Origin of the sequence: Virgibacillus oceani, from assembly GCF_041521345.1 — a bacterium.
In the GTDB taxonomy this organism is placed as follows: Bacteria; Bacillota; Bacilli; order Bacillales; family Amphibacillaceae; genus Virgibacillus_N; species Virgibacillus_N oceani_A.
This window is the reverse complement of record NZ_JBGOHB010000009.1, coordinates 72,689-89,407: the sequence shown is the minus strand read 5'-3', so window position 1 is coordinate 89,407 and position 16,719 is coordinate 72,689. Positions and strand designations below refer to the sequence as shown.

Below are 16,719 nucleotides of genomic sequence, written 5' to 3'. Positions count from 1 at the left end.
TGTCATCCTCCTATATCATAGGCTGTTTTCTCAGCTTTCTCCATCCCCATAAAAATGGCCGCAGCGGAAAATAGAGAAAATGAAGTAGCTTTGGTAATGACAGGGTCTGTTGATCTTCCGGATAAGGATAAAGAAAGCTCATCATAAACATACATTTTTGCCGAAAGTCCATTAAAGCAAATAAATGGCGTTTATGAAAACGTGAGACAGCTTCTGGTACAGTATCAGCGTGCAAGTGAACGTTATGCTCAATATAATAGACCGCCTGCTGAGCCAACTGTTTTACAGACTTTCTGGCTGCCAAATGTTTCAATTCATACGGAACTTCTGTTTTAAACAGCAGGGATGCAAGCAGGATGCCCTGCCCTCCTGCCCGGTGATCATGATACTTGTGCAATCGCTTCCTGCACAGCTTCCAATCCACCCCCTGTTCCATCATCCGATCCACATCCAGCAGCCAGCGTAGCCGGGACCACCCGTGACGCGATCCATGGGAAACGAGAAATAAAAATAAATCCTCCATGCTTAACATATAGACAGGTGTGCTTGTCAGCCGGCTTGTTGTTCTCCTTTCCCACAGCGCTTGAAATTCAGGTTCTTTTGAGGGACCCGGATTCAATCGCCAGTGAACCTCAAGCTTAATACCTTTTTTGGGATGGTAAAATGTAATATGATGGTGCCGCCATTTCCAGTCATTTAACACAGTTTGGATGTAATCATTTTTTTCATAACCTTCTTTTTCAAGAAGTGTTTTCGCCCTTTCAAGCTGATTCAGGGGAATTAAAATATCCAGATCACTGGAAGTTCTGAAAGAAATATCTCCATACAATTCATGTGCCAGTGCAGGGCCTTTTAGAAAAAGAAGCGGCAAATCTTGATTTGAAAACAACTTGCTCACGTGCTCCATCTCCCCGCTTAAATGGAGCATTTTAAAGGTGTTTCTCTTATACTGTTGAGCTATTGCTTCCCTGACCTCCTCAGGAACGAGGTCATGCTTGATATGCTTCAGCCTCGAATAAAGAATAGGGTAGACCCGGTGGTGCAAGCTTAATTCAAGAAAGTAATCCCAGTCTATTCCTTCAAATAAATGGGGCTTTTGAGAGAATTTTCCACTTTCACTAGCAAGGATTTCCATCATCAGCTTTAATTCTTTAGGCACCTTCGTTAAATCAAGTTCAAATTTTTTCGAATCCATATGTTTGGCAAATTTGCTGACCACTGTAAATCGCTCCATCCCCTCCGCCCCAGTAATATAAAAAGGACCGCTCCGAAGCCAGGCATGGGCAATCATTTTTCCGGATTGATCCTTTGCAGTTCCCAAATATAGCGTACTTTCCATATTTCGTCTTTCCAGCATTTTCATCGCTGCAATTGCTTTCACCAGGCATTCACTTTCCCAAAAAGTATATTTACTGGCCAAGTGAATGGCTGAGGAAACTTGGCTTAACACACTTCTATCCGCAGAATCAGCTGATTCTGACGTTTCTGCCATTTGCTCGCCAAGGGAAGGTGCCACTCTTTCAAACTTAAAGCTTTTTAAAACACGAGCTAAACCAAGATAAAAATAAGACTCAATGAATAGCAATTTCTGCTTCGTGCTTAAACCTAAAAATAATTTGATTTTTCGCATGCTTCCTTCCCCCCCCACCTATTAATTATTAATTATTACCAAATCCTCTTCATATAAATGCGCTATAAATGCAAGCACCTGCTCTTTGCATTCCGTTTTATTCACATTATATCTGTCCGTCATCTCAAGGATGACTTCATGTACCGTGGCACCTTCTCTTATAAGTTCCCAGATTTCTCCACCGATCTCCCCAAGATTATAGTATTTTCCATTTTGAATGCTGAACATCACTTTTTCCCCGTCCATATCACTTACGATATGTCCTTCTCCCTGAAAAACAAGCTGCTCGATCGAAATATTTTTCATACTGCCCTCACTCCTCTTTTCACTTCTGACAGGATCATATCGGCGAGTTCTATCGCCGTGAAACATGATTCCGGACGTCTCAAGTGGTAAAATTTCACACTACTCATGATTCGTGCTGACGTTTTAAAGTGCCAATCCATTAAACCAAGGCGGTAAATCAGAAAATTACGGTATGTATGATGGAAAAACCTGTGAATGCTGTCAAGCCCCTGAACGGGTTTCATGTCCAACCCAGCCTTTTCCGTTATTATTAGTTCAAAAATACCGCCCAATGGCATTGGCTTATTAATAAATTGATCTTTTACAGGAACGGTAAATTTCGATTTCCTGTTAATGATAGGACGCAGCCCGACGGTTTCCATACCAAATTGGTCCAGGCTTTCCTGCCATAATTTTTGCTGCGGATAGGACGGTGTAACAATTGGGGTGTTGTTTCTTTCATTTAATATCACTGGAATGACATCATCGCTCAAAAGCTGATAACCCTGCCTTAAAAATTCCGCGGCAAGGGTTGATTTCCCCGCACCGGAATCACCGACAATGGCATAGGCTTTCCCATCAATGACAACTGCGCTGCCATGGAGAGGGATAATACTTCTTTGCATTAATAAAGCCCCCATGCATGTTCCGAGAATATAAAGCCTGATCCGGCCTTCTGGCGCGTCTTCTATAGGAGATACGGAAATGACATTTCCCTTTTCTATCTTGTAAATTGCTGCATCAGATACCTCAAACATGCAAAAATCTTTTTCCACGCTAAAATACCTGTCAGTTTCTGCTTTATTTCTCCACAAATCAGTCAAATCTGTTTTTTGCACCGTAATATCCGGGCCTTTTCTATTTAGATAACTCGGCAGTAATTCCGGAAGCTCAATATCACTCTGAATAGTGAACCCGAATGCCTTGTATGCAAACTTCCGTGCTGTCGCACTCATGAAATCCCCCCTACTTTTGGACTGCCCTCAAACTTCCGGAAAGGATGAGGGCAGCATTTAAGTACATGTACTAACTTTCATCCAAGCAGCTGGCATTTGATCTTCCGTCATGTGTTTCATCTTTTCCATCAGACACATCGAAACAATCGGCATTTGCATTTCCAGGCCCGTTCATCGTCATACTGACATCAAGCACTTCAAGCACAGGTCTTTTCCAAACTTTTTTCATTTCATCATCACCTCCATGTATGAAAATAAATATATATAGTTGATAAACAAGGGGTGAACCCTTGGCATATCCATGGTTCATTACACTATTAGGGTAATATGCATGTTACCCTTTCCTACTTAAATTGCTGAAGAAACCTGTAGAGAATTAAACTCCGGGTGAGTATTTTAAATTCATCCTTAAAAATTAAATCAGGCCTTGGTTCCTCGCCTATCCCGGTTAGGGCTTCTTTGAATACATTTTTATTTATAAATGAATGAATACTGCTGTCATTGTCATTATCAATTGCATGCAATTCATTTAAAAAACTTTTCCACTTGCCTTTCATTCGATGTATTACATCCGCACCCTGCAATCCTCGGCTTGTCTGGTTCAATCTTATTTTTTCCGGAAGAAATCCCTTCATCGCTCTACGTATCAAAGAACGCTCCATTCCATCTGTAACATACTGTTTTTCCGGAACTGAAAGACAAAAACGAATGACATTTATATCGTTTGTCGGATCGCGATCCCACATAGCATAACGCAGGGACATTTTGGTGTTGGCTACACCACTTTTATTCCAGGCAAAAAGCTGATTATAATATTTCCTTCTGTAGTCCGTAAGGTTATTAATGATAAGGCCATTTTGATCGATTCCGCAGTCATAAAGCTTTTCAAATACCTTTGTCTTCTCTGCAAATGAAGGATTAATCAAGACGGGAAATTTATTATCCTCGGACCCAGTATCAGAAAGACTTAAAAATGTTCTTTTTGCAATAAATGGGAGCATGACGGATTTTCCTGTCCTGAAATTTCTGCAGTAAGCATCCAGTTCTTGATATAACCTGATCCATCTTAATTGCTTCATTAGTTTTACGTAATAGTTATACGTCATGGTCATGGAGCCCCAGGAAATGGAATGATTGCCTCTGGAACCATTTAGCATGACTTTTATTCCTTTTTCGCTGGCAATTTCATTAATTCCTTTTAACCAAAATGTATTTTCAAAAAATTTATATGGCATTTCCATAAGGTCGATAAAACCATCTACTTCTGTTAGTGAATCTCTGCCACCAAAGCTTAGATAATTGTCTTCTATGTTACCTATATGACTCACAGTTTCTTTAATGAAGGATCTTTCATCCGCATCATAATAATTAGGCGTCCAGTCCTTGTAGGAATCTACTGGGACGTAGCTGAATGAATGCAGCTGTTTATTCTCTTTCTGCAGCATTCCTGCAGCAAAGCTGACAACAGAACCTGAATCAAGCCCTCCGCTTAAGTGGGAGCCAACTTCTCCATGTGTACGTATTCTCTGTTTTACCGCCTTTTGAAAAACATTCCTGAATGCTTCTTCATATTCCTTATTCGAATTCAGTTTCAGGTTGTCCTGGGTTTCGATCGTCATGTACCGTTTTAGTGATACTTTGCCATTCTCCACTGTAATGCTGTGTGCTGGAGGAAGCTGATAAACAGATTTATAAACGGTTCCCATCATATCCACCGCTTCCACCATAGTCGGGATCGCCAAATATTCAGCCAGCCAATGCTCATTAAGTGTTTTATTGATAGTTGGCAAAGTGAATAGTGGTTCAATTGTCGTAGAAAATACAAACCTGGATACATCCTGATGAAAATAAAGTGTCCTGGCACCGGAAAAGTCCCGTGCACCAAACATTTTTTTCTTCCTTTCATCCCATATCATAAAAGAATACTCGCCTTGTAAATACCTTGGGGCAGTTTCTTCCCATTTGCTATATGTCAACAGGATCAAGTGGCTGTCAGGCATGATTTTTCTATGGTCTTTATTGACTTGCAGAAGATCAAATAATTCTTCCCTGTTATCAATAATGGCGTCTGCCGTAATGACCAGCTGTCGCTCATAATCGTGGAATGGCAGCGATTCCCCGAGGGATTCCGGAGTGATCCACTGTGTATGGCATCCCAGAAATACCCGATTGTCTTCCCATGTATCAATACGATCTGCAGGGTAACGCTGAAAGGATGTCATTAAACTGTTACAGTCAACTGTTGAAATAGGTTGTTCATTGAAATGTACAATTCCGGTTATGGCACTCATGGTATGCCTCCAGTACTAAAATAGTTCATTATAAAGCACAATAAATTTAAAAATAATAGGAGCCCCTTCGTTCATCGTTCTTCGTTAGGAACAACCTAAGTAAAAAGTACCATTTTCCTGCTGTCATGTCAATCTTTTTCAGATAAAACAGGGGGATTCTCCGCTATGTTTTATATTCCTGCATTAGTCAGATCTGTTCTTTAAAACGCTCGTTATGAATGATTCGGATAGTCCGATTTCTCCATTTCATAAATCTTATCGTCAGTATTGGAATCCACCCGGACAATTGAGATTTGACAACCATTTCAAAATCAAATAGGAAGCCTTTCTTTGACCGTCAAAAGGAAGCCCCGTACGGCCGGTATTTACAACACATTCCCCCCCTATATATCTGATATATGGTCTGTGAACATGACTATAAATAAATACATCTGCCGTATCATTCATCAATTTTTCTTTAAGCGTTTCATCGCTTTCACCGGGTAGAACCACCTCAAACAAACTGTCAGGAGTTGCATGAAAAGCATGGATTTTCAAATCCCCGTATTACAGATTTAATTCTTCCGGAAGGTTTTCAAGATAATTTACATCTTCCTTATCTAATTTCGAATAAGTCCATTCCAGTTCTTCCCTTATGATCCCAAGTGCAATCTAAAGCACTTCTCCTTATTTATACCGCGCACTACCCACTTATCCGCATTACCTTTCATGAGATCGGTATCTAAAATTTCACCGAATCCAGTGATTGTTTGGGTTCTGGTCCGCTGTAGCATAAATCCCCGCCTTCCTAATTACAATTCTAATGTAAGTTATATTTTCTTCTCCGCATTAATTTATAAATTGCACTTGGAACAAGACCTACGATAATGGCTCTAAAAACGTATAGATAGGAAGTTTTCTTAAATTTTAATCGTCTATAACCATGAAATCGCACATATGCTTCATTAATCCTATACTTATATTTTCTTCTTTTGATTGCATTTCGATCGTCTCTTACCTCGTATAACGCAGCTTGAATATTATATCCTCGTGACCCATTCGCATACATTCGAAACCATAGGTCATAGTCCTCCGCCCGATATGTTCTTTTATTCGTGTTATAACCACCTACATTCAATAAAGCTTTTTTTCTCATCATGCTAGGCGCATGACAGAATGGGCTTTGTTTCATAAAGTCACTTGCTTGTGGGACTTCAACTGAGTTTATTTTGCCCCAATACCCATTTTCATCAAAAAGAATCATTCCACTACTAACAATATCAAACTCTGCGTGATTATCTAAAACCTGCACTTGCCTTTCAAGTCGATCTGTTTTTGAAAGATCATCCCCATCTTGACGTGCAATATACTCCCCCTTGGAAACCTCCATGCATTTATTCAAAGAATGAGCTAGCCCAAGATTTTTTTCATTCTGTATAAGAAATATGTTAGCATTCTTTTTTGCGTACTTTTTTGCAATAGTAAGCGTATCATCTGTTGAACCATCCTCGCACATGATAAGCTCCCAATTTGTATAGGTTTGGTTCAGCAATGAATCGATACTCTCATGAAGGGTTGCAGCACAATTGTATATTCCCATGATAATCGATATTTTTGGATTCATGTTATGCATTCATTTTCTCCTCTTTTGAAGAAATAAGTTGGTGATAAAGACGGTTTTTATCCTCAAGTATAAAGTTTAATAGTTTTGCTTGATCAAAATGACTTCTGGCAAAGCTGATTGCATTTTGACTCATTTCCTCTCGCAATTCGGGATCTAAAACCATCTTTTCCATTGCCTGAACTAATGGCTGTACTGCTTTTTTCGGAACAATTAATCCAGTTGCATTTGACCCTGATTGCATTGCATCGGTAGGACCGGGTATATCTGTAACAATTACTGGAATACCCATCGCTTCTGCTTCGATAACGACAGAGCCAAATCCTTCTCTATAACTTGGTTGTACAAGTATATCAATTGCGGACATATACTTTTCAATACCTTCAATAAATCCTGTAAATATAACTGATTCAGACTGTTTGGACCATGCTAATAATCCTTGATTTAGACCATCATCTTTATCACTGGGGCCAATCATAAGTAACTTTAACCCAGGATGTTTATGCAATATAATTTTAAAAGCTTCCAGCAGTTCATTGACTCCCTTATCCTTATCTAACCTACCAATAAAACCGAGAACCAGATCATTGGCACCTATGTTATACCTATTCCGGATACCAGTTCTCCACGCTTCTTTTTTCAAAATATCAAATTTATTTAGATCCACACCATTCGCACTGCCGTTCCATATGACATTACTTTTCTCGTGTATATACAGGCCTTCCTTATGACTATAGATTAAATTGCCTTTACTATCAGGTTGAATTCTTGTTGAAAGTGTACACACTAACCTTTCGAGTAGTTTAAATATTTTTCTTTTCCAGCCATTATATCCAACATAACGAATTCCCCATTGAGCATAGATTCGAATTGGGACGCCTGCTAATCGAGCAGCAATAGAAGCGTTAAAGGCAGCATTTGGAGTTGAATATTGTACAATATTAAAATTTCCATTCCGAAATACCTTATATAATGCAAGAATGCTTTTTGGTGTATTAAAATCAATGCCTCGCTTCATATTTACGGGAATATAATTAATATTTTTAGGCAAATGGTTCTTTAAACTATCGCAATAGTCGCAAATAACAGTAATATTATAACCGTTTTTACTTAAGTAATTTAATTGTCCCAATAAGAAGCTTTTAATTGTAATGGATGTCGTCGTTACAAAACATATATTTTTCATTTTATCACTCCAGAATTAATTTCTTTAATATGTATATAGAGCGACAATAATTATCATATAGAAAAAAGATGATTATTTTTATCTAATCATCTCTTCAGGTTTCGATTATTACTTTAGCTTATATTCATTGGTGTTTTTTCAATTGTTTCAAGCCATGCTGTTAATGCTAAACTTTCAGGTAACTCCACATCATCAAAAGTTACCATTTCCCCTTCTTTTACTTCTTTTTTCATCACCGCATTTACGAGCAGTCCTATTGGCACGTGGGATTCATTCGTAGCTATCTTTACAGATTTCCCCCTAACTTGAAAACTACCGATTCCCTTTTCCATTTTCTCTCCAGGTTGAAGTGTACTTTTGGCTATCGCTGCTACACTTATAGAAGGGGTTCCACCATTATTTAATAGAATACCCCCACCATTCATTACCCTTCTTATTGTTTTCATGATTTCTAAATGGCAAAGGTGATAGTTTTGTAAAATCGTATAATATGGGCCCTCGCCCATCTTGTAATAGCTTAATGCATCTTTTTGTCTGGGATCGTGTTCAGCTGTGATGAAAACACCTGCAGGAGCTTTTGGTGCTACGACAAATTCACTTATCGGATAGCCTAAACGCTTTGCCACTTCTGCCAATTCTACTCCTGTTTCATTTAAATCACTTGAACTTGGTGCAAGCAGTCCATCCATTGCAATCCCTGCACCAAGTCCATTTGCGACTAATGTTTGCTCGATTTGTACTTTCGTTCCATCAGTAAAAGATGTTGTCATATCAAGTCGCACACCGTTTTTCTGGGAGAAGATTTTCATATCCTCTAGATTAGGATCTAACTTAAGAAACCCTTTAATATTACCGTATACTAACGGTTTAAATCCCATCTGAACAACGTTTTCATGCAAAGCAGCCAAACAGCCTGGTTGGTCACCTTCTGCCTCTGTAATAAAACCTCTTCTAGCAAAATAGGAGCCAGTTGTCACTTGAAGCTCCGCATTCATGGTAATAACAGGTATTTTGGCTTTGATCGCCTGGTCTATTACTTCTGTTCCATAAATAACGTCTCCACTACACTCTACAACCAGATCACATTCCCCCAAAAATGCATCCACTGAATTAGTAAGCACTTCTCGAAATGGATAATCATGCATTTTCTCTATCTCGCGTCGGGAAAGCACCTTTGTTAGTTCTAATTCAGATTGTTTTTCAATTTCAAATGCTAAACCCTTACCGATTAAACCTGTACCAATAATGCCGACTCTTGTAATTTCTTCCAATTATTAGACCTCCTCGCACGTTCATAAATAGCGGTTTTAATCTACTTTATTTTCGGACGCATAGCATTATAGCTTTATAAATAAACTCTGTTATCTGCAATCTCTTAAAATGGATCAACATGAGATATATCTTTAGTTCAAATCATATTACATTCTCTATCATTTTCTCATCGTTTTTCACCTGACTATTTATTATGTTCTTCCACCACTGTTTATTATCTAAATACCATTTAATCGTTTCTTTTAAGCCCATATCCAAATGGTATGTTGGTTCCCAATCGAGTTCCTTCATCACTTTAGTTGAATCTATAGCATAACGGCGATCATGTCCTTTTCTATCTTCTACATGCTTGATCAATGCATTAGATTTTCCAAGATAGTTTATAATTTCCTTTACCATTGCGATATTAGGTCTTTCATTATGACTTCCTATATTATAAACTTCTCCTGGTAATCCTCTACGAAGAACTAAATCAATCGCATTACAGTGATCCTTCACATGCAGCCAGTCTCTGACATGTAACCCATCACCATAGACTGGTAAGTATTGGTTTTCCAATGCTCTCGTAACCATCAAAGGGATTAGCTTTTCCGGAAATTGGAATGGCCCATAATTATTTGAACAACGTAAAATGTTGACATTCATATGATAAGTTTCATAATAGGACCTGACTAATAAATCTGCAGCTGCTTTGCTTGCCGAATATGGACTGTTAGGTGCAAGCGGACTATTTTCCGTAAAATATCCTTCTCGACCAAGACTTCCATACACCTCATCTGTGGAGATTTGAATAAACTTACTTATATTATTTCGGTATCCCGCATCTAACAACGTCTGGGTTCCCAGTACATTTGTTTGAATAAAAATTGCTGGATCCTCAATGCTTCGGTCAACATGGGATTCAGCAGCGAAATTGACAATTATATTAATTTTATGCTTTTTTATTATTGAATTAACTAAAGACATGTCGCTAATATCACCTTGAACAAATTGGTAGTTAATACAGGCCTCTATATCTTTTAAATTGTCCAGATTCCCTGCATATGTTAACTTATCAATGTTTACTATTTTAACTTCTGGGTATTTTTCAAGCATATGTTTTATAAAGTTACTTCCAATAAATCCTGCTCCACCAGTTACTAATATATTCATTTTTATTCACTCCAAGCTATTAATTGACAATAACTTCTCACTCTTTTATTCTGTTCACCTTTACAATTTGAAGTAAATATTGACCGTGTTCACTAATCTTTAGTGGCTCGGCAAGCTCAAATAACTTGGATTCTTAAATATATCCTTTTAAACAGAAGAACGGGTTTTCGTGTATGAAACAGATAAATCTCATTTTATACCCCCGCTAAATGACTTATGCCATTCCTCTTTAACATTATATTTAAAATGAATTTCTGCTTCTCGGAGCAATGGCTGCTGACTATCTTTATCAGATAAAATAGGATTTGCTGTCGGCCAGTCAATGTGCAGATCCGGATCATTCCACATGATTCCTCTGTCATTTTCCGGGGAATAGTATTCATCCACTTTATACTGTACATGCGTATTCTCAGTTAATGTGCAAAATCCATGTGCAAAGCCCTTTGGAACAAGCAGCATCCGGTGATTATCCCCTGTCAATTCAGCACCGATCCATTTGCCAAATGTGGGAGAATTAATACGTATATCAACCGCCACATCATAAATGGCACCCGTGATCACCCTGATAAGCTTTGTTTGTGCCATTGGTTCCCGCTGATAATGTAATCCGCGAATCACACCTTTATCAACGGAAAGCGAATGGTTATCCTGGATAAAATTGAAATTTATACCTAGAGATTCATATTTTTGCAGGTTAAAACTCTCCATAAAATAACCACGGTTGTCTTTAAAAACCGTTGGTTCGATAATTTTTACATCTTCAAGCCATGTATCAATGATTTTCATCCTGGATCGCCCTCCAATCTTTTTAGTTAACTCAGGCGTTACTTTACGAGTTGTAATCCAACTTCTTCCTTATCCCGATTCATCTCCGCCAGTTTATACAGGTATTGACCATATTCGCTTTTCTTCAATGGCTCTGCCAATTCCAGTAATTTTTCTTCCGAAATATATCCTTTGTTGTAGGAAATCTCCTCTAAACATGCCACCTTCAAACGCTGCCGTTTTTCAATAATTTCAATGAACTGTGATGCTTCAAGGAGTGATTCATGGGTGCCCGTGTCAAGCCATGCAAACCCCCGCCCGAGCAGTTCCACCTGGAGTTGATCCCTTTTTACGTACTCTTTCAGGATATCGGTAATTTCTAACTCACCTCTTGCAGATGGTTTTACACGCTTTGCGATGTTCATCACCTGATCATCAAAGAAATATAAACCTGTAATGGCATAGTTGGATTTCGGTTTTTCCGGTTTTTCTTCAATAGACATCACCTTCCCGTTTCGATCAAACTCCACCACACCGAATCGCTCCGGATCTTTGACATTGTAGCCAAACACGGTGGCGCCTTTTAGTTCATTAGCCACTCTCTCCAGATGGAAAGTAAATTCATGTCCATGAAAAATGTTATCTCCTAAAATTAGTGAAACATTATCGTTTCCGATAAATTCTTCCCCGATGATAAATGCTTCTGCCAGTCCGTTTGGCTTTTCCTGGATCGCATAGTAAATTTCGATTCCTAGTTCCGAACCATCCCCAAGCAATTGTTCGAAACGTGGTGTATCCTCTGGCGTTGAAATAATAAGAATCTCTTTAATACCTGCTAGCATTAGTACGGAAATTGGGTAATAAATCATTGGTTTATCGTAAATCGGTAATAATTGTTTGGATATCGATCGTGTTAATGGATAGAGTCTCGTGCCACTTCCGCCTGCTAGAATAATTCCTTTCATGTAATCCCACCTCACTTGTTTTTAAGAAGAAAATAAAAGCACCTCATTGTGAGATGCTGCTTTTCATAGGGAAATATAGTCTGAAATCCCAGTTTATTGTCTCTTTACTGTGGTTTTTTTAATAATTTAAAAATAATAATTGATTGACACTAAACCCCTTAACATATTTTCTCTTTTAATTATTCATTTATTTTCATTTCCACCTGTTCAAAAGCTTTGATACATTCATTAATTTTCACTATACGATCCAGAATGTGGCTCCTATCAGTAAACATATTTAACCTTTTTTCAAAATCTAGCTGAACATATTCCAAGTAAAATAACAACCTATATAAATCTTTATTAATGCTTATTTTACTGAGTTTATTATTTATATCTTTGTTCTTGAATTTATAGCTTGTAATATTAATCGATCTATTTAAATGAAATATAAACCCCTCTAAATTTACGTCTTCTTTTCCAAAAATATTTTGAAAAAACATGTAAAAAAGATCGTGATATAATGACCTTTCTTTAAGAGTATCCCAATCAATGACTACCGCAGTTTTACGGCTAATCAAAATATTCCAAGGATGTAAATCTCCATGAGACAAGGAAATACTAATATTTGTTTGATTATGTTCATTTAAGATTTTATTTGTTAAACTTTCTATAAAAATACTTATACTAATTAATAGTTTATTATCATATGATTCTTTTTTAAGTTTCTCTATAATATTTAAAATATAAGACTTTTGATTTGTAACATATTCAAAAAGGTTTATTTTTCTACTAGGATATACTTCAATAATATTTTGCCATACAGGTAATATTACTTTATAAAAATATAGAGAAGTAGGATAAAACTGCCCTGCTTTGTAACTATTTATATACTGTTCATAGAGACATTTATTAACATTATCAACTGATCTAATTTTAGGTGAAATATTAAGTCCTTCAATGTATTTTATATTCTTAATTACACAGCTAAAAAGATCCTTTTTTATGTTTATGTCGTATTGGGTTGCAACCACATTTTCCTTAAGGTTAAATAATTTAAAACCATTTGAGGTTTTCAATAGTAAATGACCATCATATGGCACACTTATAACTCCATCTTCTATTCCATGTTTAGTATATTTTAGTATAAGGTACTGCAGTATAATCCTCAAAATTCTAAATATTTTTATGAATTTCCCTGGGATTATTTTCAAAAACCTGTTATTCGCTGGTAAATGTAAGTTAAATGGTCTAGTTTTTGTTAAAAGATACCATGCTTGAATAAAACTGTTCTTTTCAACACACAAAAATAACCCTTGTATTTTTATATATTCTAAATTATTTTGTAGTCGCAGCATTCATAGTCCCCTTTAATCTAAGACTGTTTTGGAATATTGATTAACAAAAAAGTAAAATTGATTGACTTTCCTTTATAAAATGTATATTTTTATGATGATTGTTCAAGTTCAGTATCTATTGAATCTAGTCTTCCATCATTAATATTAAATACCATATCGCAGTTTTCAATCGTACTTAACCGATGCGCAATAATTATCAATGTCTTTTCACCCTTAAGTCCATCAATTGCCTTCATAATCTCCTTTTCCGTTCCATTATCCAATGCTGAAGTTGCTTCATCCATGAACAATATTTCAGGATTATGGTATAAAGAACGAGCTATACCAATACGCTGCCGCTGCCCGCCAGAAAGCCTAACCCCTCTTTCTCCTACTGAAGCATCTAATTGTTCTGGAAGACCTTCAACAAATTCCTTCAGTTGTGCCTGCTCTAGAGCTCTCCATACTTCCGAATCATCTATTTGATTCATTTCAATACCAAAGGCAACATTACCACGGATTGTATCATCTGATAAGAAGATCGACTGTGGAATGTAACCTATTTTTTGCTGCCATAGTGATTTTTGGTTCTGAAGATCTTTGTTATCAACTAAAACGTCCCCTTTTTCTGGAGGAAACAATCCTAAAATAATATCAACAAGTGTCGTCTTACCAGCTCCCGATTCTCCGATAAGTGCTACTGATTTGCCAATTGGAATTTCCAAAGAAATATCCTTGATTGCGTATTCAATTTGATTCGGGTAACGAAACGATACTTTATTTAAATTTATTGAGTCAGTATAAGTTCTTTGCCCTCGATTAATCATTCCCAGTTTTGTGCGATTAACTTTTGATTGTTTTTCCTTATTCTTTATCAAATCCTCATATACCGCGTTTAATGCAGGCTGGCTATATCGAATAGTTGTAATCAATGTTACAACACGGGTGATTGATGGCATTAATCGAAACGCAGCCATTGCAAACAATGCCATAGTTGAAATAAGTTGAGTTGCACTTGTTTCCTGAAATACAATAATTAGCATTGTAATCAGAACAATGGATACTAACAACGTTTCAATAAATAGCCTTGGTGCAAGTTCTAACATTTTCATATATCTACTGTTGTTTGCTTTAATTTGGCTCTGACCAGTATAGGAACTTATAAAAAATCTTTCCTTTCCCGAAACCTTCACCTCTTTACTTGCGCCCAACCCCTGATTCACCCATTTAATCATCTTTCCACTTACTACGTGCTGCTCTTTGCCGAGTCTACTAATTTTCTTACGAAGGAATGCGAAAAATAAAAAAACACTTCCACCAAGTAAGATAGATGCTGTTATTGTTGCAACAGGTGATGTTATTAAAAGTAAGATTAAAATACAAAGAACTACTAATATTTCTGTTAATAATTGAAATCCAGACAGGATGATTCCTTGAAATACCCTTGAAACCTCTGTATTTACATTACGCAATAAATCTGCTGAATTTCTTTGTAAGTGAAAAGAATATGGCTTAATTAAATATTCTTTAAACAAATCACGCGATAATTTAACTTGCTGATTTAGGATGACCCTAAACTGTGCATAGTTGAATACAAGTAAATAGAGATTCTTCAAAACAAACACCAGTAATAAAAATATAACTGTTAAAATAATAAATGATGTTGCTGATTGGAAGTTCAACCAATCATACATTGCTGAAAGAGCGGCTTGATCGTGTATCATATCTGGATTTGTCACGATACCAACAAAAGGAACAATCAATCCAATACCTACAGTTTCAAATAACGCAGCAATGATCATCATGAAAAATAAAATTAATAACTTTTTTTTCTCCCTTTTGTTGAATAGGTAAAACAACTTTCTTATTGTTTCTTTCATGATTTCACACCTTTTAGACCTTAGGAATTAAATTCAAGCTATGCTAAACACTCGGTTCACCTATACGACTATTTATGAACAAGTCAATTCCATCAAATTATTTTTCAGCCCTAGACTTGATTTTTGTTAAATTAAAATCTTTGAAATTAGGAATAGTTACTTACGATTATATGTTCCTATATCCTTGATAAAGTAGCCGGTTCCATATTACTCCACTTTAAATTAACTGAGCAATTTTTTCCTCTTTTATAATAGTTTCATTTTGTTCCCTCAATAGTTTATTACTAAACTGCTGTCGAAGATGTGGGTTGTTAATTAATTCTTTTACTGCAAGATACAATTCATCTTCATTAAAACTAACAATTAATCCTGTGTCATTATTTACTATTTGTTCTTTTACTCCAGTAAAATCAGTAGTTACAATTGGTTTATTTAGACATCTGGCTTCAGCTAATGTTAAACAGTACCCCTCGTGTCTTGATGTTTGAACATAAATATCCGACTTTTTGATAAATGGATAAGGATTTGTTTTTGCACCTATTAGGAGAAAGTCCTTTTTCAATCCATACTGTTCTATTAAATTTTCATATTCTTTCCTGTGCTCCCCCTCACCGATGCAATACCACCTCACTTCATATCCATTATCCCGCAGTCTAGCTAGAATTTTTATAGCTAGATCCTGACCTTTTTCCTTTGTGAGTCTTCCAACCGTTACAATTTTTATCCCTTTATAGTTCTCCTCAAAATCTATTTCCACTTCAGACATTTTATTAATTAATTGTGTTGAGATAATATTCTTAAATACCGCCACTTTATTTCTGATACTAGGTATTCTTTCGTTCAGTTTTTCTTTACCCTCATGAGAAACCACAAAAATATTATCAAATTCCCTATATAACTTCGTGTATAACTTTCTATTAATTTGATGTTTTGACACATCAAAGTGAATCCAGGATATTTTCTTTTTAGCTTTAACTCTGTTAGCAATATAATAATCAATTGTTTCTGTTGGACCTTGATATGATATCGCAATATCATATGTATCTTCATGTTCTGGGATCACTTTAAATACATGTTTATAATAAATATGCCGATCTTTAAATAACTTCTCTGAAAGAATATATGAATAGATAAATGTTGGAATTTTGATAAACTCATGTTTCATTTTATAATCTAGAATCGTCTGTTGAGGTGGTTGCATAATAATCGGCTTTAATTCTTTAAACCATGTGGCTTCTTCAATTGTTACCCAATCAGGAATTAATTCTAAAAAGCCACCTTTTTTTTCAAGCAACAATAGCGTAATTTTATATTTATCTTTTGGTATCTTAGATAATAAAGATAAAAAGGACTTTTCCACCCCGCCTATATTCATACTACTTAGCATAAATAGTACTTTCTTCATTTTTTCCTCCTTCAAC

General features: G+C 36.3%; 15 protein-coding genes and 1 pseudogene. All 16 read right to left on the bottom strand.

All coding sequences use genetic code 11. The features are described 5' to 3' along the window. Positions 1–10 precede the first annotated feature (10 nt). The 16 genes and pseudogenes from ACDX78_RS08780 to ACDX78_RS08705 all read right to left on the bottom strand — a co-directional run bounded on the left by ACDX78_RS08780 (position 11) and on the right by ACDX78_RS08705 (position 16,703). Entirely contained in the window at positions 11–1,195 is a 1,185-nt protein-coding gene (locus ACDX78_RS08780; RefSeq protein ID WP_486027146.1) for a nucleotidyltransferase domain-containing protein, read from the bottom strand. Beyond that, a pseudogene (locus ACDX78_RS08775) lies at positions 1,193–1,630 on the bottom strand (lasso peptide biosynthesis B2 protein); the annotation flags it as partial. The gene ACDX78_RS08780 and the pseudogene ACDX78_RS08775, both read right to left, overlap by 3 nt. A gap of 21 nt (positions 1,631–1,651) precedes the next feature. Continuing rightward, positions 1,652–1,936 (bottom strand): lasso peptide biosynthesis PqqD family chaperone, encoded by a 285-nt coding sequence (locus ACDX78_RS08770; protein ID WP_486027059.1) that lies wholly within the window; start codon positions 1,934–1,936, stop codon positions 1,652–1,654. Next, positions 1,933–2,871, bottom strand: coding sequence for a phosphoenolpyruvate carboxykinase (ATP) (locus ACDX78_RS08765; RefSeq protein WP_486027057.1), 939 nt, complete (start codon positions 2,869–2,871; stop codon positions 1,933–1,935). Before ACDX78_RS08765 ends, ACDX78_RS08770 begins: the two co-directional genes overlap by 4 nt. A gap of 70 nt (positions 2,872–2,941) precedes the next feature. Further along, positions 2,942–3,100 (bottom strand): paeninodin family lasso peptide, encoded by a 159-nt coding sequence (locus ACDX78_RS08760; protein ID WP_486027055.1) that lies wholly within the window; start codon positions 3,098–3,100, stop codon positions 2,942–2,944. Between the two features lie 115 nt (positions 3,101–3,215). After that, the gene (locus tag ACDX78_RS08755; RefSeq protein ID WP_486027053.1) at positions 3,216–5,162 is read right to left on the bottom strand and encodes an asparagine synthetase B family protein; all 1,947 of its coding nucleotides are present in this window, start codon (positions 5,160–5,162) and stop codon (positions 3,216–3,218) included. A gap of 261 nt (positions 5,163–5,423) precedes the next feature. Then, positions 5,424–5,654 (bottom strand): metallophosphoesterase family protein, encoded by a 231-nt coding sequence (locus ACDX78_RS08750; RefSeq protein ID WP_486027144.1) that lies wholly within the window; start codon positions 5,652–5,654, stop codon positions 5,424–5,426. 307 nt (positions 5,655–5,961) lie between these two features. Next, positions 5,962–6,774, bottom strand: a complete 813-nt coding sequence (locus ACDX78_RS08745; RefSeq protein ID WP_486027051.1) for a glycosyltransferase — start codon at positions 6,772–6,774, stop codon at positions 5,962–5,964. Continuing rightward, complete coding sequence (locus ACDX78_RS08740) at positions 6,767–7,948, bottom strand: glycosyltransferase family 4 protein (protein ID WP_486027050.1); 1,182 nt, start codon at positions 7,946–7,948, stop codon at positions 6,767–6,769. Before ACDX78_RS08740 ends, ACDX78_RS08745 begins: the two co-directional genes overlap by 8 nt. Positions 7,949–8,061: 113 nt before the next feature. Further along, positions 8,062–9,219 carry an NAD(P)-dependent oxidoreductase gene (locus ACDX78_RS08735; RefSeq protein ID WP_486027048.1) on the bottom strand — a complete coding sequence of 386 codons (1,158 nt, stop codon included), beginning with the start codon at positions 9,217–9,219 and terminating at the stop codon, positions 8,062–8,064. 142 nt (positions 9,220–9,361) lie between these two features. Further along, positions 9,362–10,372, bottom strand: coding sequence for a dTDP-glucose 4,6-dehydratase (gene rfbB / locus ACDX78_RS08730; RefSeq protein WP_486027046.1), 1,011 nt, complete (start codon positions 10,370–10,372; stop codon positions 9,362–9,364). A gap of 189 nt (positions 10,373–10,561) precedes the next feature. Then, positions 10,562–11,158, bottom strand: coding sequence for a dTDP-4-dehydrorhamnose 3,5-epimerase (rfbC, locus tag ACDX78_RS08725; protein WP_486027044.1), 597 nt, complete (start codon positions 11,156–11,158; stop codon positions 10,562–10,564). Positions 11,159–11,196: 38 nt separating this feature from the next. Then, a complete protein-coding gene (gene rfbA / locus ACDX78_RS08720) occupies positions 11,197–12,102 on the bottom strand; it encodes a glucose-1-phosphate thymidylyltransferase RfbA (RefSeq protein WP_486027042.1) in 906 nt (301 codons plus the stop codon). A gap of 179 nt (positions 12,103–12,281) precedes the next feature. Next, complete coding sequence (locus ACDX78_RS08715) at positions 12,282–13,439, bottom strand: phosphotransferase (protein WP_486027040.1); 1,158 nt, start codon at positions 13,437–13,439, stop codon at positions 12,282–12,284. An 89-nt stretch (positions 13,440–13,528) separates the two neighbouring features. Further along, a complete protein-coding gene (locus ACDX78_RS08710; protein ID WP_486027038.1) occupies positions 13,529–15,298 on the bottom strand; it encodes an ABC transporter ATP-binding protein in 1,770 nt (589 codons plus the stop codon). 217 nt (positions 15,299–15,515) lie between these two features. Next, positions 15,516–16,703 (bottom strand): glycosyltransferase, encoded by a 1,188-nt coding sequence (locus ACDX78_RS08705; protein WP_486027036.1) that lies wholly within the window; start codon positions 16,701–16,703, stop codon positions 15,516–15,518. Between the last annotated feature and the right edge of the window lie 16 nt (positions 16,704–16,719).